Annotated in this window: 26 protein-coding genes; 17 read left to right on the forward strand and 9 right to left on the reverse strand. The window is 72.0% G+C overall.

The features are described from left to right. The first annotated feature begins 91 nt into the window (after positions 1 to 91). Positions 92 to 706 (forward strand): LysE family translocator, encoded by a 615-nt coding sequence (locus A5481_RS13305; protein ID WP_245239263.1) that lies wholly within the window; start codon positions 92 to 94, stop codon positions 704 to 706. 90 nt (positions 707 to 796) lie between these two features. Here A5481_RS13305 and secB read toward each other — a convergent pair whose 3' ends face one another. After that, positions 797 to 1,294 carry a protein-export chaperone SecB gene (gene secB / locus A5481_RS13310; protein WP_048437546.1) on the reverse strand — a complete coding sequence of 166 codons (498 nt, stop codon included), beginning with the start codon at positions 1,292 to 1,294 and terminating at the stop codon, positions 797 to 799. Between the two features lie 442 nt (positions 1,295 to 1,736). Between secB and A5481_RS13315 the strand changes: the two genes are divergently transcribed. The 9 genes from A5481_RS13315 to A5481_RS13355 all read left to right on the forward strand — a co-directional run bounded on the left by A5481_RS13315 (position 1,737) and on the right by A5481_RS13355 (position 12,282). Next, on the forward strand, positions 1,737 to 2,459 hold the full coding sequence (locus A5481_RS13315; protein WP_197514181.1) for a Tim44/TimA family putative adaptor protein: 723 nt from the start codon (positions 1,737 to 1,739) through the stop codon (positions 2,457 to 2,459). A gap of 114 nt (positions 2,460 to 2,573) precedes the next feature. Beyond that, positions 2,574 to 3,797: a murein transglycosylase A gene (gene mltA / locus A5481_RS13320; RefSeq protein WP_082173627.1), complete on the forward strand. Its 1,224-nt coding sequence runs from the start codon at positions 2,574 to 2,576 to the stop codon at positions 3,795 to 3,797. Then, positions 3,794 to 4,396, forward strand: coding sequence for a Smr/MutS family protein (locus A5481_RS13325; protein ID WP_245298639.1), 603 nt, complete (start codon positions 3,794 to 3,796; stop codon positions 4,394 to 4,396). The genes mltA and A5481_RS13325 overlap by 4 nt, the downstream gene beginning before the upstream one ends. 521 nt (positions 4,397 to 4,917) lie before the next feature. Beyond that, complete coding sequence (rho, locus tag A5481_RS13330) at positions 4,918 to 6,231, forward strand: transcription termination factor Rho (protein ID WP_048434568.1); 1,314 nt, start codon at positions 4,918 to 4,920, stop codon at positions 6,229 to 6,231. Positions 6,232 to 6,567: 336 nt separating this feature from the next. Continuing rightward, a complete protein-coding gene (gene mnmE / locus A5481_RS13335; RefSeq protein WP_048434569.1) occupies positions 6,568 to 7,878 on the forward strand; it encodes a tRNA uridine-5-carboxymethylaminomethyl(34) synthesis GTPase MnmE in 1,311 nt (436 codons plus the stop codon). 87 nt (positions 7,879 to 7,965) lie between these two features. Continuing rightward, a complete protein-coding gene (gene mnmG / locus A5481_RS13340) occupies positions 7,966 to 9,852 on the forward strand; it encodes a tRNA uridine-5-carboxymethylaminomethyl(34) synthesis enzyme MnmG (RefSeq protein ID WP_048434570.1) in 1,887 nt (628 codons plus the stop codon). A 2-nt stretch (positions 9,853 to 9,854) separates the two neighbouring features. Next, positions 9,855 to 10,505 (forward strand): 16S rRNA (guanine(527)-N(7))-methyltransferase RsmG, encoded by a 651-nt coding sequence (gene rsmG, locus A5481_RS13345; RefSeq protein WP_048434571.1) that lies wholly within the window; start codon positions 9,855 to 9,857, stop codon positions 10,503 to 10,505. After that, positions 10,502 to 11,350, forward strand: coding sequence for a ParA family protein (locus A5481_RS13350; protein WP_048434572.1), 849 nt, complete (start codon positions 10,502 to 10,504; stop codon positions 11,348 to 11,350). Before rsmG ends, A5481_RS13350 begins: the two co-directional genes overlap by 4 nt. A gap of 32 nt (positions 11,351 to 11,382) precedes the next feature. Next, positions 11,383 to 12,282, forward strand: coding sequence for a ParB/RepB/Spo0J family partition protein (locus A5481_RS13355; RefSeq protein WP_048434573.1), 900 nt, complete (start codon positions 11,383 to 11,385; stop codon positions 12,280 to 12,282). A 29-nt stretch (positions 12,283 to 12,311) separates the two neighbouring features. Here the strand turns inward: A5481_RS13355 and holA are convergent, their stop codons facing one another. From holA to leuS, 3 genes are all read right to left on the reverse strand, one after another. Beyond that, positions 12,312 to 13,340, reverse strand: a complete 1,029-nt coding sequence (gene holA / locus A5481_RS13360) for a DNA polymerase III subunit delta (RefSeq protein ID WP_048434574.1) — start codon at positions 13,338 to 13,340, stop codon at positions 12,312 to 12,314. Between the two features lie 49 nt (positions 13,341 to 13,389). Further along, positions 13,390 to 13,926 carry an LPS assembly lipoprotein LptE gene (locus tag A5481_RS13365; RefSeq protein WP_048434575.1) on the reverse strand — a complete coding sequence of 179 codons (537 nt, stop codon included), beginning with the start codon at positions 13,924 to 13,926 and terminating at the stop codon, positions 13,390 to 13,392. A 255-nt stretch (positions 13,927 to 14,181) separates the two neighbouring features. Further along, positions 14,182 to 16,773, reverse strand: coding sequence for a leucine--tRNA ligase (gene leuS, locus A5481_RS13370; protein ID WP_048434576.1), 2,592 nt, complete (start codon positions 16,771 to 16,773; stop codon positions 14,182 to 14,184). Between the two features lie 169 nt (positions 16,774 to 16,942). On the opposite strand from leuS, the gene A5481_RS13375 reads away from it, so the two are divergent. Further along, positions 16,943 to 17,626, forward strand: coding sequence for a YggS family pyridoxal phosphate-dependent enzyme (locus A5481_RS13375; protein ID WP_048434577.1), 684 nt, complete (start codon positions 16,943 to 16,945; stop codon positions 17,624 to 17,626). Between the two features lie 22 nt (positions 17,627 to 17,648). Here A5481_RS13375 and A5481_RS13380 read toward each other — a convergent pair whose 3' ends face one another. Beyond that, entirely contained in the window at positions 17,649 to 17,849 is a 201-nt protein-coding gene (locus A5481_RS13380; RefSeq protein WP_048434578.1) for a hypothetical protein, read from the reverse strand. A gap of 175 nt (positions 17,850 to 18,024) precedes the next feature. Beyond that, a complete protein-coding gene (locus tag A5481_RS13385) occupies positions 18,025 to 18,567 on the reverse strand; it encodes a L,D-transpeptidase family protein (protein ID WP_425339741.1) in 543 nt (180 codons plus the stop codon). Positions 18,568 to 18,729: 162 nt separating this feature from the next. On the opposite strand from A5481_RS13385, the gene A5481_RS13390 reads away from it, so the two are divergent. The 5 genes from A5481_RS13390 to dapD all read left to right on the forward strand — a co-directional run bounded on the left by A5481_RS13390 (position 18,730) and on the right by dapD (position 23,488). Beyond that, positions 18,730 to 19,398: a 3'-5' exonuclease gene (locus A5481_RS13390; RefSeq protein ID WP_048434579.1), complete on the forward strand. Its 669-nt coding sequence runs from the start codon at positions 18,730 to 18,732 to the stop codon at positions 19,396 to 19,398. 173 nt (positions 19,399 to 19,571) lie between these two features. Then, complete coding sequence (locus tag A5481_RS13395; RefSeq protein WP_048434580.1) at positions 19,572 to 20,258, forward strand: response regulator transcription factor; 687 nt, start codon at positions 19,572 to 19,574, stop codon at positions 20,256 to 20,258. A gap of 145 nt (positions 20,259 to 20,403) precedes the next feature. Beyond that, positions 20,404 to 21,927 (forward strand): sensor domain-containing diguanylate cyclase, encoded by a 1,524-nt coding sequence (locus A5481_RS13400; protein ID WP_048434581.1) that lies wholly within the window; start codon positions 20,404 to 20,406, stop codon positions 21,925 to 21,927. A 176-nt stretch (positions 21,928 to 22,103) separates the two neighbouring features. Continuing rightward, complete coding sequence (locus tag A5481_RS13405) at positions 22,104 to 22,556, forward strand: Crp/Fnr family transcriptional regulator (RefSeq protein ID WP_048434582.1); 453 nt, start codon at positions 22,104 to 22,106, stop codon at positions 22,554 to 22,556. Between the two features lie 86 nt (positions 22,557 to 22,642). Further along, on the forward strand, positions 22,643 to 23,488 hold the full coding sequence (dapD, locus tag A5481_RS13410) for a 2,3,4,5-tetrahydropyridine-2,6-dicarboxylate N-succinyltransferase (protein WP_048434583.1): 846 nt from the start codon (positions 22,643 to 22,645) through the stop codon (positions 23,486 to 23,488). A 42-nt stretch (positions 23,489 to 23,530) separates the two neighbouring features. Here dapD and panC read toward each other — a convergent pair whose 3' ends face one another. Together panC and A5481_RS13420 are read right to left on the reverse strand one after the other, a co-directional pair. Next, positions 23,531 to 24,397 (reverse strand): pantoate--beta-alanine ligase, encoded by an 867-nt coding sequence (gene panC / locus A5481_RS13415; protein WP_048434584.1) that lies wholly within the window; start codon positions 24,395 to 24,397, stop codon positions 23,531 to 23,533. Positions 24,398 to 24,669: 272 nt separating this feature from the next. Next, positions 24,670 to 24,885: a hypothetical protein gene (locus tag A5481_RS13420; protein ID WP_048434585.1), complete on the reverse strand. Its 216-nt coding sequence runs from the start codon at positions 24,883 to 24,885 to the stop codon at positions 24,670 to 24,672. 9 nt (positions 24,886 to 24,894) lie between these two features. Between A5481_RS13420 and A5481_RS33490 the strand changes: the two genes are divergently transcribed. Continuing rightward, positions 24,895 to 25,176, forward strand: a complete 282-nt coding sequence (locus A5481_RS33490) for a hypothetical protein (protein ID WP_156311888.1) — start codon at positions 24,895 to 24,897, stop codon at positions 25,174 to 25,176. A gap of 2 nt (positions 25,177 to 25,178) precedes the next feature. Here A5481_RS33490 and A5481_RS13425 read toward each other — a convergent pair whose 3' ends face one another. Beyond that, positions 25,179 to 26,306 carry a threonine synthase gene (locus tag A5481_RS13425; protein ID WP_048434586.1) on the reverse strand — a complete coding sequence of 376 codons (1,128 nt, stop codon included), beginning with the start codon at positions 26,304 to 26,306 and terminating at the stop codon, positions 25,179 to 25,181. Positions 26,307 to 26,510: the final 204 nt, after the last annotated feature.

Raw genomic sequence — 26,510 nt, forward strand, 5'->3', positions numbered from 1 at the left:
GGTCGCCCTGCGCCCGCTTTCCCGGCATGACGGGCGCGCGGGCGTGTATCGTCGCGACGGCGATTCGAGGGCGCGACCGGGAGGGATGATCGTGGACTGGACCTGGCTTCTCTCGGCGAGCGCTTTCGCGGTCGCGATGTCGGCGACGCCCGGCCCCAACAACACCATGGTGGTGGCCTCCGGCGCCACCTACGGTTTCGCCCGGACCGTGCCGCACATGCTCGGCATCGCGGTGGGTTTCCCGGCGATGCTGGTCGTGCTGGGCACCGCCGGCCTGCCGCTCCTGACCGATCCGCGGGTGCATGCCGTGCTGAAATGGGTCGGGGCGGCCTACCTGCTCCGGCTCGCCTGGGCGATCGCGCGCGCCGATCCGGATCCGGCCGAGCCGGGCGCGAAGGCCGGTGCGTCCGGGCGGCCCCTCGGCTTCGTGCGGGCGGCCCTGTTCCAGTGGGTGAACCCGAAGGCCTGGATCATCGCCGCGGGCGCGCTCGCCACCTACACGGGCGGCGCGGAGGGCGCGTCCCTCGCCGCGACGCTGGGGCTCGCCGCCCTGTTCGGGATCGTCGCCCTGCCCTGCATCGCGCTCTGGACCCTGATCGGCGTCGGTACCGCCCGGGTGCTGCGCACGCGGCAGGCCGTGCGGCTGTTCAACCTCGCGATGGCCGGGCTGCTGGTGGGGTCGCTGGTGCCGGTCCTCGGCGAGTGACGTCGCGCGGGGTCGGGAAACGGCCGCGTTTCCCGTGAAACAGTCCCGTCGGCGACGCGGGCCGGGCGGCCGGCCCGCGTCGCCGGCAGCTTACGCCATGCCGCCCTGGGCCTGGGCCTCGGCGGCCTTCTGGCGGTAGAGGCCGACGAAGTCGATCGGGTCGATGTAGAGCGGCGGGAAGCCGCCGTTGCGCACCGCGTCGGCGATGATCTGGCGGGCGAACGGGAACAGCAGCCGCGGGCACTCGATCATCACCGCCGGGTGCATCTGGTCCTGCGGGATGTTGCGCAGGCGGAAGATGCCCGAATAGGTCAGCTCGAACGCGAACAGCACCTCGGCGCCGATCTTGGCGTCGCCCTCGAGGCGCAGGTCGACCTCGAAGTCCTCCTCCGCGAGCTGCTTGGCGTTGACGTTGACCTGGATGTTGATCTGCGGGCCCTGCTCCTGCGGCTGCAGGGAGCGCGGCGCGTTGGGGTTCTCGAAGGAGAGATCCTTGGCGTACTGGGCCAGCGCGTTCAGGGTCGGCGTGAAATCGTCGGGCTGCGCCGCGGCGCCACCGTTGCCGTTCGGAACCGGGGAGTCGGCCATGGCGGAGTTTCCTTCGAGGACTGGACGTGACGACGGACCGCCGCAACGCTGGCGCGAAAATCGGCGCGCGCGACGGCGGCGTTGCCGCTATCATGCCCTTCACCCGCGAACAAGCAGAGCTGCCGATCATCCCTCCCGCCTCCCTGACCCTGCGGCAAGCCGGTCCCGGCCGGGGCGATGCGGCCGGCGCCGACGGGCATCGGCCCCGCGGATCGGCGCGTCGGCGTGCGCCGGTGCCCGGATCGCAAGTGCCTGGCTCGGGTGCCTGGATACGGCGGGGCCCCGGCCCCATATCGTGGGGGAGGCCCGCGGCGCGGCGCCGGCCGGGCGCTTGCCACGCTTCCGTCCCGGTGCCACAGCCGCCACGGCCCCGGAGACGTCGCACGCTGTGCCGGCGCGGTCAGGGATGCTCCGCGTAGAAGCCGCCACGATCGGATCGATGATGCAGGATTCCCTCGACCTTACGACCCTCATCTTCCTCGGGCTTGCGGTCTTCGTGATCTGGAAGCTGCGCTCCGTCCTCGGTCAGAAGACCGGGAGCGAGCGGCCGCCGTTCAACCCGCTCGCCCGCCGCGAGGAGCCGCCGGCCGCCCCGCGCGACGGCGACAACGTGGTGCGGCTGCCGGGCGCCGGTCCCGATCGCGCCGCCGCGGCCGCGCCGGTCGCCACCGCGGTGCCGCGCAACTGGAAGGGCGTGGTCGAGCCGAACTCGCCCGCCGCCCGCGGCCTCGACCAGATCCTGCAGCAGGAGCCGAACTTCGACCCCCGCGCCTTCGCCGACGGCGCCAAGGTCGCCTACGAGACCATCGTCACGGCCTTCGCCAAGGGCGACCGCAAGACGCTCAAGACCCTGCTCTCGCGCGAGGTCGCGGACGGGTTCGAGCGGGCGATCCAGGGCCGCGAGCGTGCCGGCCAGACCGTCGAGACCACCTTCGTGTCGATCGACCGGGCCGAGATCGTCGGTGTCGACGTGCGCAACCGCGTCGCCCAGGTCACCGTGCGCTACCTCTCGAAGCTCATCACCGCCACCCGCGGCCCGCAGGGGCAGGTGGTCGACGGCAGCCCCGAGAAGGTCGTCGACGTGACCGACGTCTGGACCTTCGCCCGCACGCTCGGCAGCCGCGATCCGAACTGGCAGCTCGTCGCCACCGAGGCCGGTCACTGATCCGGCCCGCGCCGGCGGCTTGATCGGCCACCGGCCATCGACGACAATGGGGCGCCGCCGCAAGGCGCCCCTCGCCGAACACCGACTTATCCGGGGCCGGAGCCCATCAAGCCCATGCCGCCGGCCCTCGGCCAAACTCGCCTCGCTCGCCCCTCTGCCGCCCTTCTGGCCGCCCTTCTCCTCGCTGGCGCCGCCGGTCCCGCCGGTGCCGCGCCCCTGAGGATCGGCGAGGCCGTGCTCGAGCCCGTTCCCTTCTCCGCCCTGCCGGGCTTCGCCGAGGACGACCTCGCCGCGGCGCTGGCGACCTTCCGGGCGACCTGCGCGGCGCCCACCGGCCCGGTCCTCGCCGAGGCGGCGGCGGGCGCGCCGAGCCAGGACCTCGCCGGCGCCTGCGCCGCCGCCGGCGGCGTGGCGCCGGAGGAGGCCCACGCCTTCTTCGAGCGGACTTTCGCCGCCTACCGCGTCCTGCGGCCGGAGCGCGACGCGGCGGCCGAGCGCACGACCGGGTTCCTCACCGGCTATTTCGAGCCCGAACTCGTCGGATCGGCGGTGCCGAGCGCCGACTTCACCGTGCCGGTCCTCGCCCGCCCCGACGACCTCGTCTCGCTCGATCCCGGCGAGACCCGGCCCGGCCTCGATCCGGCCTTGCGCGCCGCGCGCCGCGACGGCGACGCCTTCCGGCCCTATCCGGACCGGGCGGCGATCGAGGACGGGGCGCTCGGCGCCCGCGCCCGGCCGCTCCTCTGGCTGCGCGACGCGGTCGACCTCCTGGTGCTGCAGGTCCAGGGCTCGGGGCGGGTGCGCCTCACCGACGGCCGCTCCCTGCGCCTCGCCTATGACGGCCGCAACGGCCGGCCCTACACCTCGGTCGCCCGCCTGATCGTCACCGGCGGCCACCTGCCGCTCGAAGGGCTGACGCTGGCCCGCTGGACCGGCTGGCTGCGGGCGAATCCGGAGATCGCCCGCGACCTCATCCGCCGCAACGCCTCCTACATCTTCTTCCGGATCGACGACGGCGTCCCGGAGGGGCAGGGTCCGCGCGGCGCCGCCGGCGCCCCGCTCACCGCAGGGCGCAGCCTCGCGGTCGACGCCACCCTGTGGCGCTACGGGCTGCCGTTCTGGCTCGACGGTGCGCTACCGGACCCCGACGGCGGCAGCACGACGCTGCGCCGCCTCGTGGTGGCGCAGGATACCGGCTCGGCGATCCTCGGGCCCGCCCGCGGCGATCTCTATCTCGGCACCGGCGCCCGGGCCGGCGCCACGGCGGGCCTGCTGCGGGATCCGGCCCGCTTCGTCGTGCTGCTGCCGAGGCCGGCGGCCGCAGGAGCCGCCCGGTGACCGAACCGCGTCGCCCCCGGCGGATGCGCCGGCTCTCCGCCGAGGAGAGCCGGCTCTGGGCCGAGATCGCCCGCCTGATCACCCCCCTGCGCGGGCGGGCGCCCGCGCCCGTCGCGCCCGCGCCCTCCCCTCCCCCGCCGCAGGAGCCCGCCCCCGCGCCGCCGCCGGCTTCCGCGAAGGCCCGGCCCGTCCGTCCGGCCCCGCGCAAGGCGCCGCAGAAGGCTCCCCCGAGCCCGGCGCCGGCGCCGCCCCTGCTGCCGCTCGCGCCCCTCGAGCGCCGGGTGCGCACGAGCCTGCGCCGCGGCTCGCGCAGCGTCGATGCGTCGATCGACCTGCACGGCCTGCGCCAGGCCGAGGCCCATGCCGCCCTGATCGGCTTCCTGCACCGCTCCCGGGCGTCCGGCCACGCGGTGGTGCTGGTCGTCACCGGCAAGGGCGCCGGTGGCGACGACCCCTATGCCGAGCGCGGCGTGCTGCGCCGCAGCGTTCCGCACTGGTTGCGCCTGCCGGAATTGCGCCCGCTGGTCCTCGGTTTCGAGGAGGCCGCTCACCATCACGGCGGAGGCGGGGCCCTCTACATCCGCCTGCGGCGGCGCTAGATCGCCGACCGGCACCGACGAGGGCTCACGTCTCCCCGCCGCCAAGACTGCACCTTACTGTTACGGAAGCTCGCGGCTCGCCGCTGGATTGCCCATGAGCGACGCGAACGATGACGATCGTCAGTCCTGTGTTCGCAACCGGACTTTCCAAATGTTAATGCACGCAGGAGATGAACGACCCGATAGTTCGACCGTGCTTTGGGCGCGGCCAGGGCATCCGTGCCGGGTCCCGCCGTCTGCTTCGCTGCCGCCGCACCGCGTGCCCCTCACTTTTCCCCGCCGGGGACTTGAGTCGAAGCCGAGGACCCGTTACATAAAGTCGTTCCCTCCTCCATCGTCACGTCACGTCGCATACGGGCCGACAGGCTCCCCCTCGCGACCTCCGGGACAATCAGGCGACGACTTCGCGACCGGTGCACGCCTCGGCCACCCCGTTGCTTTCCGCTCAACGCCGCGTCCTGCGGCGGCCGGATCCGCCCGGACATGACGCTCCCCGCTTCGCCCCCGCACCCCGATATCCCATGATCGAAGATACTCTCGCCCCGCTCGAGACCCCGGCCGCCCCCGCCATGCGCGAGGTGAAGCTGCAGGACCTCAAGTCGAAGACGCCGACCGAGCTGCTCGCCTTCGCCGAGGAGGTCGAGGTCGAGAACGCCTCGACCATGCGCAAGCAGGAGCTGATGTTCGCGATCCTGAAGCAGCTCGCTGCCAAGGACGTCGAGATCATCGGCGCCGGCACGGTCGAGGTGCTGCAGGACGGCTTCGGCTTCCTGCGCTCCTCCGACTCGAACTACCTGCCGGGCCCGGACGACATCTACATCTCGCCGACGCAGATCCGCCGCTTCGGCCTGCGCACCGGCGACACCGTCGAGGGCCCGATCCGCGGCCCGAAGGACGGCGAGCGCTACTTCGCGCTGCTCAAGGTCAACACGATCAATTTCGAGAACCCGGACAAGATCAAGCACAAGGTCCACTTCGACAACCTGACGCCGCTGTTCCCCACGCAGCGCTTCAAGCTCGAGCTGTCGGAGCCGACCCGCAAGGACTTCTCGCCCCGGATCATCGACATCGTCGCGCCGATCGGCAAGGGCCAGCGCGCCCTGATCGTGGCGCCGCCGCGCACCGGCAAGACGGTGCTGATGCAGAATATCGCCCAGTCGATCACCCTGAACCACCCCGAGTGCTACCTCATCGTGCTGCTCATCGACGAGCGGCCGGAGGAGGTCACCGACATGCAGCGCTCGGTGAAGGGCGAGGTGATCGCCTCGACCTTCGACGAGCCGGCGACCCGCCACGTCCAGGTCGCCGAGATGGTGATCGAGAAGGCCAAGCGCCTCGTCGAGCACGGCCGCGACGTCGTCATCCTGCTCGACTCGATCACCCGTCTCGGCCGCGCCTACAACACCGTGGTGCCGTCCTCCGGCAAGGTGCTGACCGGCGGCGTCGACGCCAACGCCCTGCAGCGGCCCAAGCGTTTCTTCGGCGCCGCCCGCAACATCGAGGAGGGCGGCTCGCTCACCATCATCGCCACCGCGCTGATCGATACCGGATCGCGCATGGACGAGGTGATCTTCGAGGAGTTCAAGGGCACCGGCAACTCCGAGATCATCCTGGACCGCAAGGTCTCCGACAAGCGCATCTTCCCGGCGATCGACATCACCCGCTCCGGCACCCGCAAGGAGGAGCTGCTGGTCCCGCCGGACTCGCTCAAGAAGACCTACGTGCTGCGCCGCATCCTCAACCCGATGGGCGTCACCGACGCGATCGAGTTCCTGCTCGACAAGCTGCGCCAGACCAAGAGCAACGGCGACTTCTTCGACTCGATGAACACCTGACGCGACCGGCTCGTCGCGAGTGCTGCACGATGCGCGGCGCCCCGGGAGGGGCGCCGTTTTCGTTTCGGCGAAGGTCTCCGGTCGTCGGGTGATCGGGGCAGCGACGCTTGCGCCCGGCGTCGCGTCGACGATGGTGATTGTCGGCGGCGTAACGGCACCTGCGAGCCGGCGGCCTGCGCCGGCCCGGCCGTCCCACCCTCCCCCGCTCGCGGTTCCCGGTGGTCGACGCGCGGCGCGCCCGATCCGTTCGCGCCGGCGCCGGATCGTGCTAGCCCGGTCGCCGCGAGGCGCGGTTCGTCGCGGTTCGCCCGTTCCCTCCCCTCGCGACGCGACCCGATGCTCCCTTCCGACACCATCTACGCCCCTGCCACCGGGTTCGGCCGAACCGCCGTCTCGGTCATCCGCCTCAGCGGTCCGCAGGCCGGCCCGGCCCTGTCGGCGCTGATCCGGGCGCCGCTGCCGGCGGCTCGGCGATTGTCGCTGCGCACCCTGCGCGAGCCGGCGACGGGAGACATCCTCGATCACGCCCTGGTAGCCTGGTTGCCGGGCCCCGGCACCGCCACGGGCGAGGACATGGCGGAACTGCATTGCCACGGCGGTCCGGCGGTGCGGGCGGCCGTGCTGCGCAGCCTCGGGGCGATGCCCGGCCTCGCGCCGGCCGAGCCCGGAGCCTTCACCCGCCGGGCCTTCCTCAACGGCCGCATGGACCTGACCGCGGTCGAGGGACTCGCCGACCTGATCGACGCCGAGACCGAGGCGCAAAGGCGGCAGGCGGTGCGCCAGCTCGACGGCGCCCTCGGCCGGGCCGTCGAGGGCTGGCGCGACGCCCTCCTCGACGTGCTCGCCGGGACCGAGGCCGCCCTCGACTTCGCCGACGAAGGCGACGTCGACGACGAGGCGTTGAGCGAGGCCGGTCGTGCCGCGTCGTCCCGCGTGCGCGATGCGATCCGCGCCGCCCTCGCCGACGGCCGCCGGGGCGAGCGCCTGCGCGACGGGTTCACCGTGGTGCTCGCCGGTGCGCCGAATGCCGGCAAGTCGACCCTGCTCAACGCGCTCGCCCGGCGCGACGCCGCGATCGTCTCGGCGATCCCCGGAACGACGCGGGACGCGATCGAGGTACGCTGCGACCTCGGTGGGCTGCCGGTCCTGCTGGTCGACACGGCGGGCCTGCGCGACGGCACCGACGCGATCGAGGCCGAGGGTGTGGCGCGCAGCCGTCGGCGCATGGCCCAGGCCGATCTGGTTCTGTGGCTGCGCGAGCCCGGCGGTACGGCGCCCCCTCCCCTGTCCGTCCCGGTCCTCACCATCGCCACGAAGGCCGATCTGCCGGGCCCGGCCTCGGCCGACGGCATCGCCATCTCGGCGTCGTCCGGGCTCGGGCTCGACCGGCTTCTCGCCGAGATCGAGCGGCAGGCCGAGATCGGCCTCGGCGCCGGCGACGCGCTGATCACCCGCGAGCGCCAGCGTCTCGCCCTCGAACGCTGCCTCCATCACCTCGACCGGGTCGATGGGGGAGCCGGTCTCCCGGCGGAACTGGTAGCCGAGGATCTCCGTCTCGCCGTGCGCGCCCTCGGCGAGGTGGCCGGTCGCGTCGGGGTCGAGGAGATGCTGGATCGGCTGTTCTCGAGCTTCTGCATCGGCAAGTAGGTGGCGGCTCCGCGGTGTTTTCACGTGAAACGCCGACGAACCCGACGACGCGATTGACGCCGCCGCCGCTCACCCCCTAATCACCTCATGCTCTCTGACGATTCCTCCCCCTTCGACGTGATCGTCGTCGGCGGCGGGCACGCGGGCGCGGAGGCCGCCGCGGCCGCCGCGCGCTACGGCGTCCGCACCGCCCTCGTGACCCACCGCCGCGATACGCTCGGGGCGATGTCCTGCAACCCGGCGATCGGCGGCCTCGGCAAGGGCCACCTCGTGCGCGAGGTCGACGCCCTCGACGGATTGATGGCCCGGGTGGCCGACCGCGCCGGTATCCAGTTCCGGTTGCTGAACCGCCGCAAGGGCCCGGCCGTCCGCGGACCGCGCAGCCAGGCCGACCGCAAGCTCTACGCCCGGGCGATGCAGGAGGCGCTCGCCACGACGCCGAACCTGACGATCGTCGAGGGTGAGGTGGCGGACCTGACGATCCGCGACGGGCGGATCGCCGGCGCGGTCCTGGCCGACGGACGTGCCCTGCCCTGCCGTGCCGCGGTGCTGACCACCGGCACGTTCCTGCGCGGTCTGATCCATATCGGCGACGTCACGACGCCGGCGGGCCGCATGGGCGAAGGCCCGGCCCTCGGATTGTCGGCGACCCTCGACCGGCACGGCTTCGCCCTCGGCCGGCTCAAGACCGGCACGCCGCCGCGGCTCGACGGCCGCACCATCGACTGGCACGGGATCGACAAGCAGGCGGCCGACGACGAGCCGGTGCCGTTCTCGACCCTGACCGAGCGGATCACCACCCCCCAGGTCGAGTGCGGCATCACCCGGACCGGTCCGGCCGCCCACGCGCTGATCCGCGCCAACCTGCACCGCTCGGCGATGTATTCCGGCGGCATCAGCAGCCGCGGGCCGCGCTACTGCCCGTCGATCGAGGACAAGGTGGTGCGCTTCGGCGACCGCGACGGCCACCAGATCTTCCTGGAGCCGGAAGGCCTCGACGATCCGACCGTCTACCCGAACGGCATCTCGACCTCGCTCCCGGAGGACGTGCAGCACGGTCTCGTCCGTCTGCTGCCCGGCTGCGCGCGCGCAGCGATCCTGCGCCCGGGCTACGCCATCGAGTACGATTACGTCGACCCGCGCGAGCTCGACCCGACGCTGCAGACCCGCCGCATCGCCGGCCTGTTCCTGGCCGGCCAGATCAACGGCACCACCGGCTACGAGGAGGCGGCCGGCCAGGGGCTGGTCGCGGGGCTCAACGCGGCGCGCCTCGCCGGAGCGGCCGAGCTCGCGGTGTTCGACCGCGCCGAGTCCTATCTCGGCGTGATGATCGACGACCTCGTCACCCACGGGGTCAGCGAGCCCTATCGCATGTTCACGTCGCGCTCCGAGTACCGGCTGAGCCTGCGGGTCGACAATGCCGACGAGCGCCTGACCGGCCGCGGCCTCGCCCTCGGCTGCGTGTCCGCGATCCGCGCGGCGCATGATGCTGCGCGCCGCAGGGCCCTGTCCGAGGCGCGGCAGCGGCTCGACGGCTTGAGCCTGACGCCGACCGAGGCCCAGCGCCACGGCATCGCCCTTAACCGCGACGGCATCCGGCGCTCGGCATTCCAGCTCCTCTCCCACCCGGAGATCGGCTGGGACCGGCTCGCCGCGGTCTGGCCCGAGCTGGGGACGATCCCCCCTGCCCTCGCCGACCGGCTGTGCACCGACGCGACCTACGCCGTCTATCTCGACCGGCAGCGGGCCGACATCGCGTCGTTCCGGCGCGACGAGGCGGTTGCGTTGCCGGCCCTGCTTGATTACGGCAGCATCGCCGGGCTCTCCAACGAGCTGCGGCTGAAGCTGGATACGGTCCGTCCTCTCACCCTCGGACAGGCAGCCCGCATCGAGGGCGTGACGCCGGCCGCCCTCACCCTCCTGGCGGCCCATGCGCGCCGCGGTGCTTCCGTGCAGCAGGTTCCTGCGGAATGACGATGCATGCCTCCGGCTCGAGGGCCGTCTCCCGCGATATCGTCCTGCGCGAGGCCGGCGTTTCACGTGAAACAGCGGCGGCTCTCGATCTCTACGTCGCCCAGCTCACCCGCTGGCAATCGATCAAGAACCTCGTCGGCCCCTCGACCCTGGCCGATGTGTGGAGCCGCCACATCGCCGATTCGCTGCAGCTCCTGGCCCTCGCGCCGCAGGCCACGCGCTGGCTCGATCTCGGCAGCGGCGCCGGCATCCCGGGCCTGATCCTGGCGATCGCCGGGCGCGAGCGACCGGGCTTCCACGTCGATCTCGTCGAGAGCAACGGCCGCAAGGGCGCCTTCCTGCAGGAGACGGTTCGCCTCACCGGTGCTCCGGCCCGGATCCACGTCGCCCGGATCGAGACGGTGATCGCGCGCTTCGCTGATTCGCAGATCGTGACGGCCCGGGCCCTCGCGCCGCTGTCGCAGCTCCTCGCCTGGACCGAACCGCTGTTGAAAAACGGCGCCAGCGGACTTTTTCCGAAAGGGCGTGATGTCTTAACCGAATTGACGGAGGCGGGGGAAAGGTGGAAGTTCGACGCGGATCTGATCCCGAGCCGGACCGATTCTGAAGCCAGAATCGTCCGCGTCTCCAGCGTGAGCGGCCTTCTCCCATGATCGCGGACCCCCAAGCGGCACAGGCGAGCGATAGCCCGCGGCCCCTGCGCATCATCGCGCTCGCCAACCAGAAGGGCGGCGTCGGCAAGACCACGACGGCGATCAACCTCGGCACGGCGCTGGCGGCGATCGGCGAGCACGTGCTGATCGTCGACCTCGACCCGCAGGGCAACGCCTCGACCGGTCTCGGCATCGATCGGCGCCAGCGCCGGCTCTCGACCTACGACGTGCTCGCCGGGGAGGCGACGCTCGCCGAGGCGGTGCAGGTCACGGTCGTACCGCGCCTGTCCCTCGTCCCCTCGACCATGGACCTCCTCGGCCTCGAGATGGCGATGGCGAGCGCGCCCGACCGGGCCCAGCGCCTGCGTCGCGCGCTCGAGCCCCTCGACCGCGGCGAGATGCCGGAGGACCAGCGCTACACCTACGTGCTGATCGACTGCCCGCCCTCGCTCAACCTGCTGACCCTCAACGCGCTCGCCGCCGCCCACGCGGTGCTGGTGCCGCTGCAATGCGAGTTCTTCGCGCTGGAGGGACTGAGCCAGCTCCTGCGCACGGTCGAGCAGGTCAAGGGCGCCCTCAATCCGCGCCTGGCGATCCAGGGCGTGGTGCTGACGATGTTCGACCCGCGCAACAACCTGTCGGCGCAGGTGGTGGCCGACGTGCGCGAGTTCATGGGCGACAAGGTCTACGAGACCATGATCCCCCGCAACGTCCGCGTCTCCGAGGCGCCGTCGCACGGCAAGCCCGTGCTGCTCTACGATCTCAAATGCGCCGGCTCGCAGGCCTACCTGCGGCTCGCCTCCGAGGTCATCCAACGTGAAGGCCGCCTGCCGGCCGCCGCCTGAACCGCTAGGGAGTCGATGAGAGGATGAAGGGCATGGCGGAGGAGGGAGCGCGGCCGCGCCTCGGGCGGGGTCTCGCGGCGCTGATCGGCGATTTCGGCGAGGAGACCCCGGCTGCCGTCCCCGAGAAGGCCAAGGCCGGCCAGCGGCGCGTGCCGATCGAGTTCCTGCGGCCGAACCCGCGCAACCCGCGCCGCACCTTCGCCGAGACCGAGCTCGAGGAGCTGTCGGCCTCGATCCGCACCCGCGGGGTGATCCAGCCGATCGTCGTCCGGGCTCTGGCCAACCTGCCGGATGCGTTCGAGATCGTCGCTGGCGAGCGGCGCTGGCGGGCGGCGCAGCGGGCCGGCCTGCACGACGTGCCCGTCGTGACGGTCGAGATCGACGACCGCACCTCGCTCGAATACGCGATCCTCGAGAACGTCCAGCGCGCCGACCTCAACGCCATCGAGGAGGCGGCGGGCTACGAGCGGCTGATGAGCGAGTTCCGCTACACCCAGACCGAGCTCGCCGAGATCATCGGCAAGAGCCGCAGCCACCTCGCCAACACCCTGCGCCTGCTCCAGCTGCCGCCGGGCGTGCAGAACCACGTCGTCGCCGGCGCGCTCACGGCGGGCCACGCGCGGGCGCTCCTCGCCGTCAAGGATCCGGAGGGCGTCGCCCGCCGGGTGATCGAGGACGGCCTGACGGTGCGCGAGGTCGAGTCGCTCGCCGCCGGCGAGCAGACCGGCAGCGGGCCGCGTCCGGGCCGGCCGCGCAAGGCCGCGATCGAGAAGGACGCCGACACCCGCGCCCTCGAGCGGCGCCTGGAGGATGTCCTCGGCGTCGTGGTGTCGATCGAGGCCAAGGGCGGGGGCGGCGAGGTGCGCCTGCGCTATGCAAGCCTGGACCAGCTCGACGGCCTGTGCCGCCGGCTGGAGATGCACGGCGAGTAGCCGGCCAATGCGAGGGGAGGGCGGGGCCGTCAGCCCCGCCGCGCCGCCTCGCTGGCGAGCCGCAGGAACAGATCGGCCGCCACGGCGTGCGAGAACGCGCCGCCGGCCCGGCGAGCGGCGAGCACCGCCTCCTGCAGCAGCGTGACCGCCCGGCGCAGCGAGGCCGGGCTCCAGCGGGCGAGCTGGGTCTCGACGATCCGCTGGCGGCGGAAATGCAGGCCGCGCCAGCCCGCCACCATCGCGGCCGGGCTCTTGCCGTCGCCGTCGAGGCGGGTGGCGAGCAGCGTGAGGGCGTGGCGCAACGCGCTGCCGAGCATCACCGAGGCGTCCATCCCCTCGATCTGGAAGCGGCGGTAGCTGCGCTCGGTCTCGGCGATCCGGCCCGCGAAGGCCGCGTCGATGAGCGCGTTGAGCATCGATCCTGACACGTCGCTGCCGATCGCCTCGACGTCGTCGATCCCGACCTCTCCCTGGCCGCGAGCGTAGAGGGCGAGCTTCTCGATCTCGCCGAGGCTCGCCCGCCGGTCGCCGCCGAGCCCGCTCGCGAGAAGGTCGCGCGCCTCGCGGGTGATGCGCAGACCGTCGGCCCGAAGCGTCCGCTCGATCAGGTCGGCCAGGGTTCCGGCATCGTCGGGATAGCAGGGAATCGCCAGCGCCCGGGGCGAGCGCTCGCAGATCACCCGCAAGGGGGCCGACTTGGCGAGATCGCCGGCCTCGACCACGATCCGCGTGTCGGCGCCCTCCTGCTTGAGGGCGGCGTCGACCGCCGGCGCGTAGTTGCGGCTGCCCGGGCGGACCCAGACCGCCCGTTTGCCGCCGAACAGCCCGACCGTGCCGGCCTCGTCGACGAGGCGGCCGGGATCGCTCGCCAGCACGTCGCCGTCGAGCTTGACCAACGCGAAGGGGTCGGCGGGATCGTCCACCGCCTTCTCGGCGAGCAGACGCGCGCGCTCGGCGACGAGGCCGGTATCGGGCCCGTAGACGAGGATCACGGCGATGCGCGGATCGGGGCCGCGCCGCAGCAGCCCCTCGACCTCGCCGGCCTTGACGGCGGTCATCGCAAGCCTCCCGCGGTCATCCATAGGCCTCCGGCGGTCATGGCCGCGCTCAGGGCTGGGTCGCCAGGATCGCGGCGACCCGGGTCTTGATCTGGTCGGAGAGCAGCTTGGCCAGCCGGATCTCGGCATCGCGGGCGGCGCGCAGGCTGGCGAAGCGCTGGGCCGAGCGGTCGTAGGTGGCGGTGCCCTGGGCGACGCCCTCGGTCACGACACGGTCGCCGACCAAGGTCTGGACCTTGTAGGCGGCGGTGCCGACCAGCGTCGCCGCCTCGGCCCGGCCGGTGATCGAGCTGACGATCGGCGTCTGTACCGATTCGCTCGCCGTCAGCGTCAGGCGGTACTTCTTCTCCGAGGGCTGGCCCGATCCGTCGAGGTCGAAGACCAGCTCGCTGCGCAGGTAATGGCCGAGGCGCTCCTGGCCCTGCGCGGTCTTCGCCGGATCGACCTGGATCGAGGCGAGCACCGCGCTCAACGGCGCGCCGGAGGCGGTCGGTCCGTAGAGCGGCCGGAAGCAGGCCGAGAGGCCGAGCGCCAGGGTGGCGACGAGAGTGAGGTTCCGCGCCGTCTTCGCCGTGCTGCCTGCCATGAAGGTCCGTCCTGCCACCGCTTGCCTCGTGACCGCTACGCTGACGCGGTTACCGCTCCGCTGAAGTCCTGCCAAGGGGGCATGTCGATGCCTCTCGGCCGCGCCCCCCGGGCCCTCAGGATAGGGACGAGGCTCTAAAGAATCTCTGCGGCGACAGCAGGGCCGGAGCTTGGAGATCGGTGAAAATCGGGGATGAACGCGAAGGACCCGGCGATCGTCAGATCGCCGGGTCCTCGGGGCTTACGGAGTGGCCGGTCAGACCACGATGTTGACGATGCGCAACGGCACGACGATCACCTTGCGGGGCGGCTTGCCTTCGAGCGCCCGCTGCACCGCCTCGAGCGCCAGCACCGCCTCCTGCACCGCCGCCTGGTCGGCGTCCCGCGGGACGGTGACGTCGGCGCGCTTGCGGCCGTTGACCTGCACCGGCATCGTCACGCTGTCCTCGACGAGCAGGTCGTGCTTGACCGCCGGCCATGCCGCCTCGGCGACGAGGCCGTCCTGCCCGAGCGTGCGCCAACAGGTCTCGGCGAGGTGGGGCATCATCGGGGCGATGAGCTGCACAAGGATCAAGGTCGCCTCGCGCAGGGCAGGGGAGGGCGCGCGGCCGCGCTCGGCGGCGACCGCCTCCTGCAGGCTGTTCGCCAGCTCGTAGACATGGGCGACGCAGCGGTTGAAGCGCAGGCGCTCGATGTCCTCGCCGACCGCCGCCAGGGCCTTGTGCGCCGCCTTGAGCACCGCCGTGGTGTCGCCGGTCGCCGGCTCCGCACCGCCCTCGGCGACCTCGCTCACCATGCGCCAGACGCGCTGGACGAAGCGCGAGGCGCCCTGGACGCCGTCCTCGGTCCAGATCACGTCGCGCTCCGGCGGCGAGTCGGAGAGCATGAACCAGCGGGCGGTGTCGGCGCCGTAGGAGGCGATGATGTCGTCCGGGTCGACGACGTTCTTCTTCGACTTCGACATCTTCTCGATCGCCCCGATGGCGATCGGCGCGTCGGTTTTCACGTGAAACGCTTTGCGGGCGCCGTCCTCGCTCACCACCTTGACGTCGACCGGCTGCACCCAGGCGCCGGCCTCGTCGCGGTAGGTCTCGTGGACCACCATGCCCTGCGTGAACAGGCCCGCGAACGGCTCGTCGTGCCCGGCCCAGCCGGTCCGGCGCATCGCCCGCATGAAGAAGCGGGAATAGAGCAGGTGCAGGATCGCGTGCTCGATGCCGCCGATATACTGGTCGACGGGGAGCCAGTGATCCGCCACCGCCTTGTCGGTCGGCGCGTCCTCGAGCCACGGTGCGGTGAAGCGGGCGAAGTACCAGGACGAATCGACGAAGGTGTCCATCGTGTCGGTCTCGCGCCGGCCTTGAGCCCCGCAGGACGGGCACGGCACGTTGCGCCAGGCGGCATCGCGCTCCAGCGGGTTGCCGGGCACGTCGAACGAGACCTCCTCCGGCAGGCGCACCGGCAGGTCGGCGACCGGCACCGGCACCACGCCGCAGGCGTCGCAATGGATCACCGGGATCGGGCAGCCCCAGTAGCGCTGGCGCGAGACGCCCCAGTCGCGCAGGCGGAACTGCACCCGGCGCTTGCCGACCGAGGCGCCGTCCAGCGTCTCGGCCTCCAGGCGGTCGGCGACGGTCTTGAACGCCTCGTCGGTGCTCATCCCGTCGAGGAAGCGCGAATTGATCATCCGGCCGTCGCCGTCATAGGCGGTGTCGGTGATCACGAAGGCGGCCGGATCCTGGTCCGGCGGGCAGACCACCGGCGTGTTGCCGAGACCGTACTTGTTGGCGAAGTCGAGGTCGCGCTGGTCGTGGGCCGGGCAGCCGAACACCGCGCCGGTGCCGTACTCCATCAGCACGAAGTTCGCGACGTAGACCGGCAGGGTCCAGGATGGATCGAGCGGATGGCGCACCCTGAGGCCGGTATCGAAGCCGAGCTTCTCCGCCGTGTCGATCGCGGCTTGCGCGGTGCCCATGCGCCGGCACTCGGCGATGAAGTCCTGCAGGGCCAGATTGTCCGCCGCCACCGCGGCGGCCAGCGGATGGTCGGCGGCGACCGCCAGGAACTTGGCGCCGAACAGCGTGTCGGGCCGGGTGGTGTAGACCGTGACCTCGCGCGCGGCGCCCTCGGGCGCCGTCTCGAGCGCGAAGCGCAGCTCCAGCCCTTCCGAGCGGCCGATCCAGTTGCGCTGCATCAGCCGGACCTTCTCCGGCCAGCGCTCCAGCGTGTCGAGCCGGTCGTCGAGGTCCTGGGCGAAGTCGGTGATCTTGAAGAACCACTGGGTCAGCTCGCGCTGCTCGACGAGCGCGCCCGAGCGCCAGCCGCGCCCGTCGATCACCTGCTCGTTGGCGAGCACGGTGTGATCGACCGGATCCCAGTTCACCTTGGCGGTGCGACGCGAGACGAGCCCGGCCTTCAGGAAGTCGAGGAACATCCGCTGCTGGTGCTTGTAGTATTCCGGATCGCAGGTCGCGATCTCGCGGCTCCAGTCCAGCGACAGGCCCATCGATTGCAGCTGCGCCCGCATCGTCGCGATGTTGGCGTAGGTCCAGTCCCGCGGGTTGACCTTGTTCTGCATCGCGGCGTTCTCGGCCGGCAGGCCGAAGGCGTCCCAGCCCATCGGGTGCAGGACGTTGAAGCCCTTGGCGCGCTTGTAGCGGGCCACGACGTCGCCCATGGCGTAGTTGCGCACGTGGCCCATATGGATGCGCCCCGACGGATAGGGGAACATCTCGAGCACGTAGTATTTCGGGCGCGGATCGTCGTTGCGGGTGCGGAAGATCTCGCGGTCGGCCCACACCTGCTGCCAGTGGGGCTCTGAGTCCTTCGCGTTGTAACGTTCGGCCATGGGCGGCGTCTTTGCGACCGGTCGGCGCCGGCGCCGTGAGCACCGGCGGCAGGGGAGGAGAGGGAAAACGTCACGGCCGCAAACGGTTGAGCTTGCTCGGCGCGGCGCCGGCGGACTAGGACACGGTTTGGTCCCGAGGGTCAACCAATCAAGCGGAGAGGCGCCGGTCATGATCGACCCGCAGACCGTCATGGCAAATCTGGCCGAGGTGCGCGCGGCGATCGCCCGGGCCGCCGAGGACGGCGAGCGCGATCCGCGAAGCGTCGCGCTCGTCGCGGTCTCGAAGACGATTCCCCCCGAGGGCATCCGGCCGGCGATCGCGGCGGGGCAGCGCGTGTTCGGCGAGAACTACGTCCAGGAGGCGAAGGCCAAGTGGCCGGCCCTGCGCGAGGAGGCCGAAGGGATCGAGCTGCACCTGATCGGCCCGCTGCAATCGAACAAGGCCCGCGAGGCGGTGGAGCTGTTCGACGTGATCCACACCCTCGACCGCCCCTCGCTCGCGGCGGCGCTCGCCAGGGAGGTCCAGCGCAGCGGCCGGCACCCGATCCTGCTGGTGCAGGTCAATACCGGCGAGGAGCCGCAGAAGGGCGGCGTGGCGCCGGGCGCGGTCGATGCCTTCCTGGCCGAGTGCCGCGAGACGCACGGGCTGACGGTGGCGGGGCTGATGTGCATCCCGCCGGCGGAGGATCCCCCGTCGGCGCATTTCGGCCTGCTGGCGGCGATCGCCCGCCGCCATGCCCTGCCGGTCCTGTCGATGGGGATGAGCGCCGATTACCCGGCGGCGATCCAGATGGGCGCCACCCACGTGCGGGTCGGCAGCGCCATCTTCGGGGCGCGCCGGCCGAAGGGCTGACGGGCCGGCGCGGAGGCCCGCGTCAGTTCGCGTGCAGGCAGCGGATTTCCTCCCGCGCCTGCTCCAGGAAGCGGACGCGGTCCTCGTCGGTCAGCAGCACGGGGGAATTCGGCAGCCCGTCGCGGTAGCGGGCGGAGCTGTCCCAGAGGGTGCCGCGGGCCCCCTCGGCCGCGTGGATCTGTCGAGCACGAACGATCTCGGTCGCGGTATAGGCGTCGAGCATGCGTCTCTCCCTGCGTCCGATGAGGCTTTTCTGTGGCAACCGGACCCTAGCGCATGTTTTCTCGCAGCGCGAGTGTGGCAGCGTTACCAAATTCAAAGACGTCGTTGTGCTGCGCAGCATCGCGGGATCGAGGGAATCCTGTCCCTTCATCCCGCGAGATCGGAGAAGAGCTTTCTCAGATCGTCAGGCGCGTGCCGGGCCCGAGGCGGCGCAGCAGCCGGACGAGGTCGGGCCGGCGCAGCGCGACGCAGCCCTCGGTCGGCGTGAAGCCGGGCCGCGCGACGTGCAGGAAGATGGCGCTGCCGCGGCCGCGGCGGATCGGGCCGCGGTTGTAGTCGAGGTCGATCACGAGGTCGTAGAGCCCGTCGTCGCGCCACATCCGCTCGGCGCTGAGGCCGGGGGCGGGCAGGGGGATGGGCCGGTTGTAGCGCCGGTCGCGCGGGTCGTCGCACCAGCCGTCGTCCGGGCGGATGCGGCGCAAGGGGAGGGCGGTCGGCGGTCGGGTCCCGAGCCGATCCGGCCGGTAGAAGCCGCCGCGCAGCCGGAACGTCCCGCGCGGCGAGGCGCCGTCGCCCTCGCGCTTCGTGCGGGTCTGGCCGCCCTTGCCGAGGGCGCAGGGAATCAGGACCGGGCCGGCGATCAGGGTGCCGCGGCGGCGGTCAAGGGGGTTCGGGCGGACCCGCAGGCGCGGGAGGATGGTGCGCTTCATGGCCGTCATCTGTAGGGCGCCGGCGCCGGCGCCGTCGAGACCGTGCAGGGCGCCGGCCCGGCCGGCGTCGAGACGGTGCAGGGGGCGCCGGCCCGGCCGGCGTCGAGACCGTGACAGCAGGGCCGGGCCGGCCGAGAATGCCGCGCGCCCTCCACGAGACGCCCGACCGCCATGCCCGAGCCGACCCTGCCGACCCCGCCCGACGCAGACCCCGACTGGCTCGCCTGGCTGCCGCCGCGCCTCGTCGCGCTCGACGTCGAGACCACGGGCCTCGCCGAGACCGACCGGGTGGTGAGCTTCGGCGCCGTCGTGCTGACGACCGCCTCGCTCGTCGCCGGCCGGCCCGAGATCGCCTGCCACCACCTGATCTTCGATCCGGGCCGCGCCAGCCATCCGATGGCCGAGGCGGTGCACGGCTACGACGACTGGCTGCTGCGCCACCAGGAGCCGGCCGGGCGGCACGCGGGCGCCCTCGCCGACCTTCTCGCGGGGGCCGACCTCGTCGTCGCCCACAACGCCGCCTTCGATCTCGGCTTCGTCAACCGCGAGCTGCGCGAGGCCGGCCTGCCGCCGGTCGCCGCCAAGGTCTACTGCACGATGGAGGCCTATCGCCGCCGGGGCGAGAAGGGGAGGGCGGCCCTCGACGCGGTGTGCCGGCGCATCGGCCTTCGTCGGGTCGGCGCGCGCCACGGCGCCCTCGAGGATGCCTGGCTGGCGCTCAGGGCCTATCTCTGGCTCCAGGCCTGCCCGGTCGCGGTGGCGCGGCCGCGTCTTGCCGATCCGACCAACCTGCGCCCCGCTCCGCCGCGCCCGGACGGCCCGCTTCCGCCCCGCGGCTGAGGGGGCGGGCAGGGTCGGCGCCGTGGACAGGCCGGAGCGCGGCCCTTGCCGCGGCGGGTCGCTCCGCTACTCTGCCCCGCAACGCTGCCAGGCTGCGATCCGTCCGGGATCGTGGCGTCGGCCGGCGGCCGGTCCCTACGCGCCCGTCCGCCTTCCTCGAGAGTGCCGGTTCGATGTCGAACGCCCACCGCCTGCTCGTCGTCGACGACGATCCGACCCTGCGCGACACCCTGACCGAGCAGCTCGCCCTGTCGGACGCCTTCGAGGTGGTGACCGCCGAGACCGCCCGCGGGGCGATGGACCGGGTCGCGGCCGAGCGGGTCGACCTCGTGGTGATGGATGTCGGCCTGCCCGATCTCGACGGGCGCGAGGCGGTGCGGCAGATGCGCCTGGGCGGCTTTCGCGGCCCGGTGATCATGCTGACCGGCCAGACCTCGGATTCCGACACCGTGCAGGGGCTGGATGCCGGCGCCAACGACTACGTGACGAAGCCGTTCAAGCTCGCGGTGCTGCTCGCCCGCATCCGCGCCCAGCTGCGCCAGTACGAGGCGAGCGAGGACGCGGTGTTCCAGATCGGTCCCTACACGTTCCGCCCGGGCGCCAAGCTCCTGGTCGGCGAGCGCGGCTCGAAGCTGAAGCTCACCGAGAAGGAGACCGCGATCCTGCGCTTCCTCTACCGCGCCGGGCGCCAGGTGGTGGGGCGCGACACGCTGCTCGCCGAGGTGTGGGGCTACAACGCCCAGGTCACCACCCACACCCTGGAGACGCATATCTACCGCCTGCGCCAGAAGATCGAGCCGAACCCCGCCACCGCCTCGATCCTGGTGACGGAGGGCGGCGGCTACAAGCTGCTGCCGTAGCGGCGCCGGCCCGGTCGTCCGGGCGCTCCCCCACCACCCTTGCGCCCTTGCCCCGACGGCACGCCGCTCTTGCGCGCCCGCAACCCAATCTTAGATTTCCCGTCATAAACCGGGGGGATCGAAGGCACTGCGCAACGGAGCGCCGATGCATCCCCGACCCCGCAGGCGGCGCTCCGCCGCTTCCCGGACGCTGGCCGGGTCGATCGTCGCCGTCACCCTGGTGATCGGCGCGGCCTCCGGCCTGATGGTCATGCAGATGCGGCGCAGCGCCTGGGAGCAGGTCGGGCGGGTGTCGCAGAACCTGCTCGAATCGGTCGAGCACATGATCGACCGCAACATCGAGCTCTACGACCTGTCGCTCGAGGCGGCGGTCGACGGCCTGCGCAACCCGGACGCCGACGGCATCGCGCCGGACCTGCGCCAGCTCGTGCTGTTCGACCGCTCCGCGACCGCGAACGGCCTGGGGGCGATCCTGGCCCTCGACGCGCAGGGGCGGGCCTTCGCCGATTCGACCGCGGTGGTGCCCCGCCCGCTGGGCTTTCCCGAGGCCGACTTCTTCCTCGTCCACAAGGCGCTGGACAATGCCGGCCTGTATATCGGCAAGCCGTTCCGGCTGATGCCCGACGGGCGCTGGGTCATCCCGCTCAGCCGCCGCCTCTCCTACGCCGACGGGGCTTTCGCGGGCGTCGTCGTCGGCACCATCGACATCGGCTACTTCAACGCGCTGTTCGGACGGCTCAGCCTGGGCGACCAGAGCCGCATCGGCTTCTTCCGCGAGAGCGGCGAGCTCCTCGTCCGCAGCCCGGTGATGGAAGGAGCGATCGGCCGCAGCCTCGCGTCCGCGCCGCATTTCCGGCACTTCCTGGAGGCGCGCGCGGGCCAGTTCGTCGCCGTCGGCTATACCGAGGCGATCGAGGGGCTGTTCACCTACAGCCGGATCGGCAACCGGCCGCTGATCGCCACCGTGGTGGTGCCGACGCAGGCCATCGCGGACCTGTGGCTCCCGCGGGCGATGGCGATCGTCGCGCTGGTCTCCGTGCTGTGCGGCGGCATGATCGCCCTGACCCTGGTGCTGCAGCGCGAGCTCGAGCGGCGCAGCCGCGCGGAGGAACGGGCGGTCGCGGCCAACCACGACCTCGCCCGCCTCGCCCATACCGACGGGCTCACCGGCCTGCCGAACCGGCGCCACTTCGACGAGGCCTTCCTGCGGGCGCGCGAGCGGATGGCGCGCGAGGGCGGCGCGCTCTCGCTGGTCCTCCTCGATGCCGACCGGTTCAAGCGCTACAACGACACCTACGGCCACCTCGCCGGCGACGAGGTCCTGCGCGCCGTCGCCCGGGTGCTGGCGCGCCAGGTCCGCGAGCCGGAGGAGACCGCCTGCCGGATCGGCGGCGAGGAATTCGCCGTGCTGCTGCCGGGCGTCTCCGGCGCCGCGGCCGTCGCCCGGGCCGAGCGCATCCGCCTGGCGGTGGCGCGGCTGCAGATCCCGCATGTCGGCAACGAGGGCGGCACCGTCACGGCGAGCCTCGGCGTCGCCGAGGCGGTCGCGGGCGAGACCGGCGGGCAATGCTTCTCGGCCGCCGATGCGGCGCTCTACGAGGCCAAGCGCCAGGGGCGCAACCGGGTGGCGGCGCAGCCCGATCACGAGGACGCCGCGTGGGTCGCATGAAGGCTCCCTCCCGGGCCCCGGCCCCGCCGGAGAAGTGTGAGCGGGCATGTGACGGGGGCGGCTCGCGCATGGTGCGGGGCCGGCGGATCGGCTAGAGCTTGGCCGGGCGGCACGGATGCGGAAGACTGCGCAGGGGCCGAACGCCGCACGGGCGCGGCAGGGGGAGAGCGGGGCCGTTGGCGCTCGACGACGACATCGCGATCCTGGCCGCGGCGCCGCTGTTCGGCTTGATGAACCGGGACGCCCTGCGGCTGATCTCGTTCGCGGCCGAGCGCCGGCGGCTGGAACCCGGCGCCGTGCTGTTCTCCCGCGGCGACACCGCGGAGGGCGGCCTCGTGGTGACCCGCGGCACGGTGGTGCTGGAGCCGCGCTCGCCCCGCGGCGACGCGATCGAGGCCGGCCCGTCGGCGCTGATCGGCCAGACCGCCCTGTTCTTCCCGGGCGAGCGGCCGACCACCGCGCGGGCCGGCGGCGCTCCGGTCGAGGTGATGGTCGTCACCCAGGCGGTGATGCGCCGGGTGCTCGAGGTGTTTCCCGACGCTGCCGCGGTGATCCACGACGCGCTCGCCGACGAGCTCGCCGCCCTGACCCGGTCCTTCGCCGACAGCCGGGCCGCCGACCTTACCTAAAAGCAGCGGAAAGCCCCGGCGTGACAGCAACCCGGGAGCTTTGGTAGAGGGGACGCCGCAACGCCCTTCCTGCCTGGACGCCTCCCATGTCGCATGCCGATCTCGCCCGGACCATCGAAGCCGCCTGGGAGGACCGCGCGGGCGTCGGCGCCGACACGCGCGGACCGGTGCGGGAGGCGGTCGAGGCCGCCCTGGCGCTGCTCGATTCCGGCGAGGCGCGCGTCGCCGAGAAGTCCGGCAACCACGACTGGCACGTCAACCAGTGGCTCAAGAAGGCGGTGCTGCTCTCCTTCCGCCTCAACGACATGGCGCTGATCGAGGGCGGTCCCGGCGGCGGCGGCTGGTGGGACAAGGTGCCGTCGAAGTTCGAGGGCTGGGACGCCGCGCGCTTCCGCGCCGCCGGCTTCCGGGCGGTGCCGGGCGCGGTGGTGCGCCGGGGCGCCTACATCGCGCCCGGCGCGGTGCTGATGCCGTCCTTCGTCAATCTCGGCGCCCATGTCGGCGAGGGCTCGATGGTCGACACCTGGGCCACGATCGGCTCCTGCGCCCAGATCGGCAAGAACTGCCACATCTCCGGCGGCGCCGGCATCGCCGGCGTGCTCGAGCCGCTGCAGGCCAACCCGGTCATCATCGAGGACAACTGCTTCATCGGCGCCCGCGCCGAGGTGGCCGAGGGCGTGATCGTCGGCGAGGGCAGCGTGCTCTCGATGGGCGTCTATATCGGCGCCTCGACCAAGATCATCGACCGGGCCACCGGCGAGGTCACCTACGGCCGCGTCCCGCCCTACTCGGTGGTGGTGTCGGGCACCCAGCCCGGCAAGGCGCTGCCGGACGGCACCCCCGGCCCGTCGCTCTACTGCGCGGTCATCGTCAAGCGCGTCGATGCCGGCACCCGGGCCAAGACCGGCATCAACGAGCTCCTGCGGGACTGAGGTCCCGCCGCGGGACTGAGGTCCCGCCGCGTCGCGGTCCCCTCAGACCGCGACGTTGTCGATGAGGCGCGTGCGGCCGAGATGGGCCGCTGCCAGCACCCGCGCCGGGCCCGCGACCCGGTCGAGCGGCGCCAGGCTCTCGGCGTCGTTGACCGAGAGGTACTGCACCGGCCCGAACCCCGCCGCTTCGAGCCCGGCCCGGCCCTCCGCCAGGGCGGGTGCGGTCGGCGCGCCGCCGCGCACGGCCTCGGCCACCCGGTGCAGCACCGCGTGCATCGCCGGCGCCGCCCGCCGCTCCTCGTCCGAGAGGTAGCGGTTGCGCGACGACATCGCGAGGCCGTCGGGTTCCCGCACCGTCGGGACGCCCTCGATCGCGACCGGGATGTCGAGGTCGCGGGCCGCGCGGCGGATCACCTGGAGCTGCTGGAAATCCTTCTCGCCGAACAGGGCCCGGTCGGGCAGGCCCTGCAGCAGGAGCTTCGTCACCACCGTGGCGACGCCGGCGAAATGCCCGGGCCGCAGCGGCCCGCACAGCACCTCCGTCAGCCCCGCCACCGTCACGGTGGTGGAGAAGCCCGGCGGGTACATCGTGCCCAGGTCCGGCAGGTAGGCGGCATCCGCCCCGGCCCGCGCCAGGAGGGCGAGGTCGGCCTCCAGCACGCGCGGGTAGCGCGAGAAATCCTCGCTCGGGCCGAACTGCGTCGGGTTGACGAAGATGCTGACCACGACCCGCCGGCAGCTCTCCTGCGCCTGCCGCACCAGGGCGAGGTGCCCCTCGTGCAGCGCCCCCATGGTCGGCACCAGCGCCACCCCCTCGCCGGCCTCGCGCCAGGTCCGGACCTGCGCCCGTAGGGCGGCGACGTCGCCGAGCCGCAAGACGGGGCCGGCAGGGGAGGCGGGTGGCGTCATCGTTGATCTCCGGTCGGTCGAGCCGGCGGGAGGGTAGTCGGGGTGGGAGCGGGGCGCCAGGGTCGTGTCGCGCGAGGAGATGTGAGACCTTCGCCCACCTCCAGCCGGTCGTCGCCGGGATGCGGGAATCCGGTATCCCCGTCATCCCGCCGCTACGGGTTCGAAAACTCTGGGTAAGGTGGTGCGAATCGTCCGATGCCGAGCCGGACCGTGCCTGCGCCGGATGCACTCTACCCGCTTGAGTTCTTCGTCGGCGCCACGCCCCTCTCGCTTCAGGCGAAGGCGGCCTCGAAGGCGCGATGGATGGACTCCGTGAGACAGGCGGCCCGGGCGCGTATCGATGCGACGGACGATCCCGGCTTCGCCGAGGAAGAGCCATTCCGTCTCACGATCGACGACTTTCCAAGCGCGCCCATGGTGGGCGACATCGACAATATCGTGACGCCGATCGCCGGCTGTTCGACGGCCGCCCCGATCGGCACCTCCACGTCGCGATCATGGCGAGCGATCCGCTCCGGGCAATCGCGATCCGGCCGAGATCCGCGCGCAGGATGGGGAGATCCGGGCGCTCCACGCCGCGGGCCATCGCCAAGCCGCCGTCGCCAAGCCGCCATCGCCAAACCGCCTTCGTCATGGCGTGGGCGTTGCTGGAGGCGGCCTTGCGCGTCGCCCGCGACGAGGCCATGGGCGCCGATCCGCCCGGAACCGTCGTTCAGGCGCTGGCGATGAACGGCCTGCCTCCTTGCTGTGAAATGGGAAATGAAAAACCGCAACGGTGATGCTAACGAGTGAATTCCGCCACTGCCGAGGCGGCCTTGAGACCGGTTCCCGTGATGATGACCACCGTCGTCTCGCGGTCCGTGATGGTGCCGGAATTGAACAGCTTGTCGATGGCGCCGGCTGCCGTCGCGCAGGTCGGCTCAGCGAAGATCCCGTTTCGTGCCAGCCGACGCAGGGCAGCGGCGATCTCGTCCTCGGACAGAGCGATGGTACCGCCGCCGCTCTCCCGCAGGGCCCCGATGATCTCGCGCAGACGAAGCGGGCGGGTGATTGCCGTCCCTTCGGCGATCGTCCGATGCACGTCGCGCGGCACGGGCGTATCGACCCCGGCCGTGAAGCTTGCGTCGATCGGGGAGCAGTTCAGCGGCTGAGCGACGAACAGGCGCGGCAATTTCGTGATCTGGCCCGCTTTCAACAGCTCGCGGAATCCGAAGGCACAGCCCAGCACGCTGCTGCCAGCTCCTGCCGGCATGATGATGTTGTCGGGCGCCTTGAAATCCAGATCCTCCCATATCTCGTAAGCAAACGATTTTGTGCCCTCGAGAAAGAGTGGCTGCCAATTATGGCTCGCATAAAAAACCCGCTCGGATTGGCGAATGGCTTCCGCTTCGGATTCTTCTCGTGGCCCATCGACGAGCTGAACCTCGGCGCCATAGCTCACGACCTGCGCGATTTTGGCGGGAGAGGTGTAGGACGGGGCCAGGATCTTCACGTTGATGCCGCCAGCCGCGCCGAACCCGGCCACCGAAGACCCACCATTGCCTGAACTGTCTTCCAGCACGGCTTCGATCCCGAGCTGGCGCAGGAAGGACAGCATCACGGACGTTCCGCGATCCTTGAAGCTGCTCGTCGGATTGAACCACTCCAGCTTGAAGAAGGGGCGCAGATCGCCCCAGCGCCGCTGCACGAGGGGAGTGCAGCCCTCGCCCATCGTGATCGGATCCGCGATGTCGCCGGGCAAAGCTGCGCGGTAACGCCAGAGCGAGCGGGTCCCGCGCACGATATCCTCGCGCGAGATGCCGGAACCCGGCGTGACGAGGAGCGGCGTACGATCGTCCGAGCACCAGCGCGGCTGGCTCAGGGGGTAGAGCCTCCCATTCAGCGGATCGATGTAACTCGCGGCAGTCATTGCCGGACTCCTGTGCGTCAGGCCCGAGACTCGTTCTTGTCAATTTATCCAAAATAAAACGAAATGTCCAGGTGGATGGACAGTCGGATGCGGCCGGTCGGTGCCCGCGCGCTCGACGGACGCTGCGCCCCGCTGCCTTCCGCCGATTTCCCAGCGGCTTGCCCGTCCCCGGGAGTGAAGGAGCACGGTACACGACACGAGCTC

It is taken from the genome of Methylobacterium platani (assembly GCF_001653715.1).
Taxonomy (GTDB): domain Bacteria; phylum Pseudomonadota; class Alphaproteobacteria; order Rhizobiales; family Beijerinckiaceae; genus Methylobacterium; species Methylobacterium platani.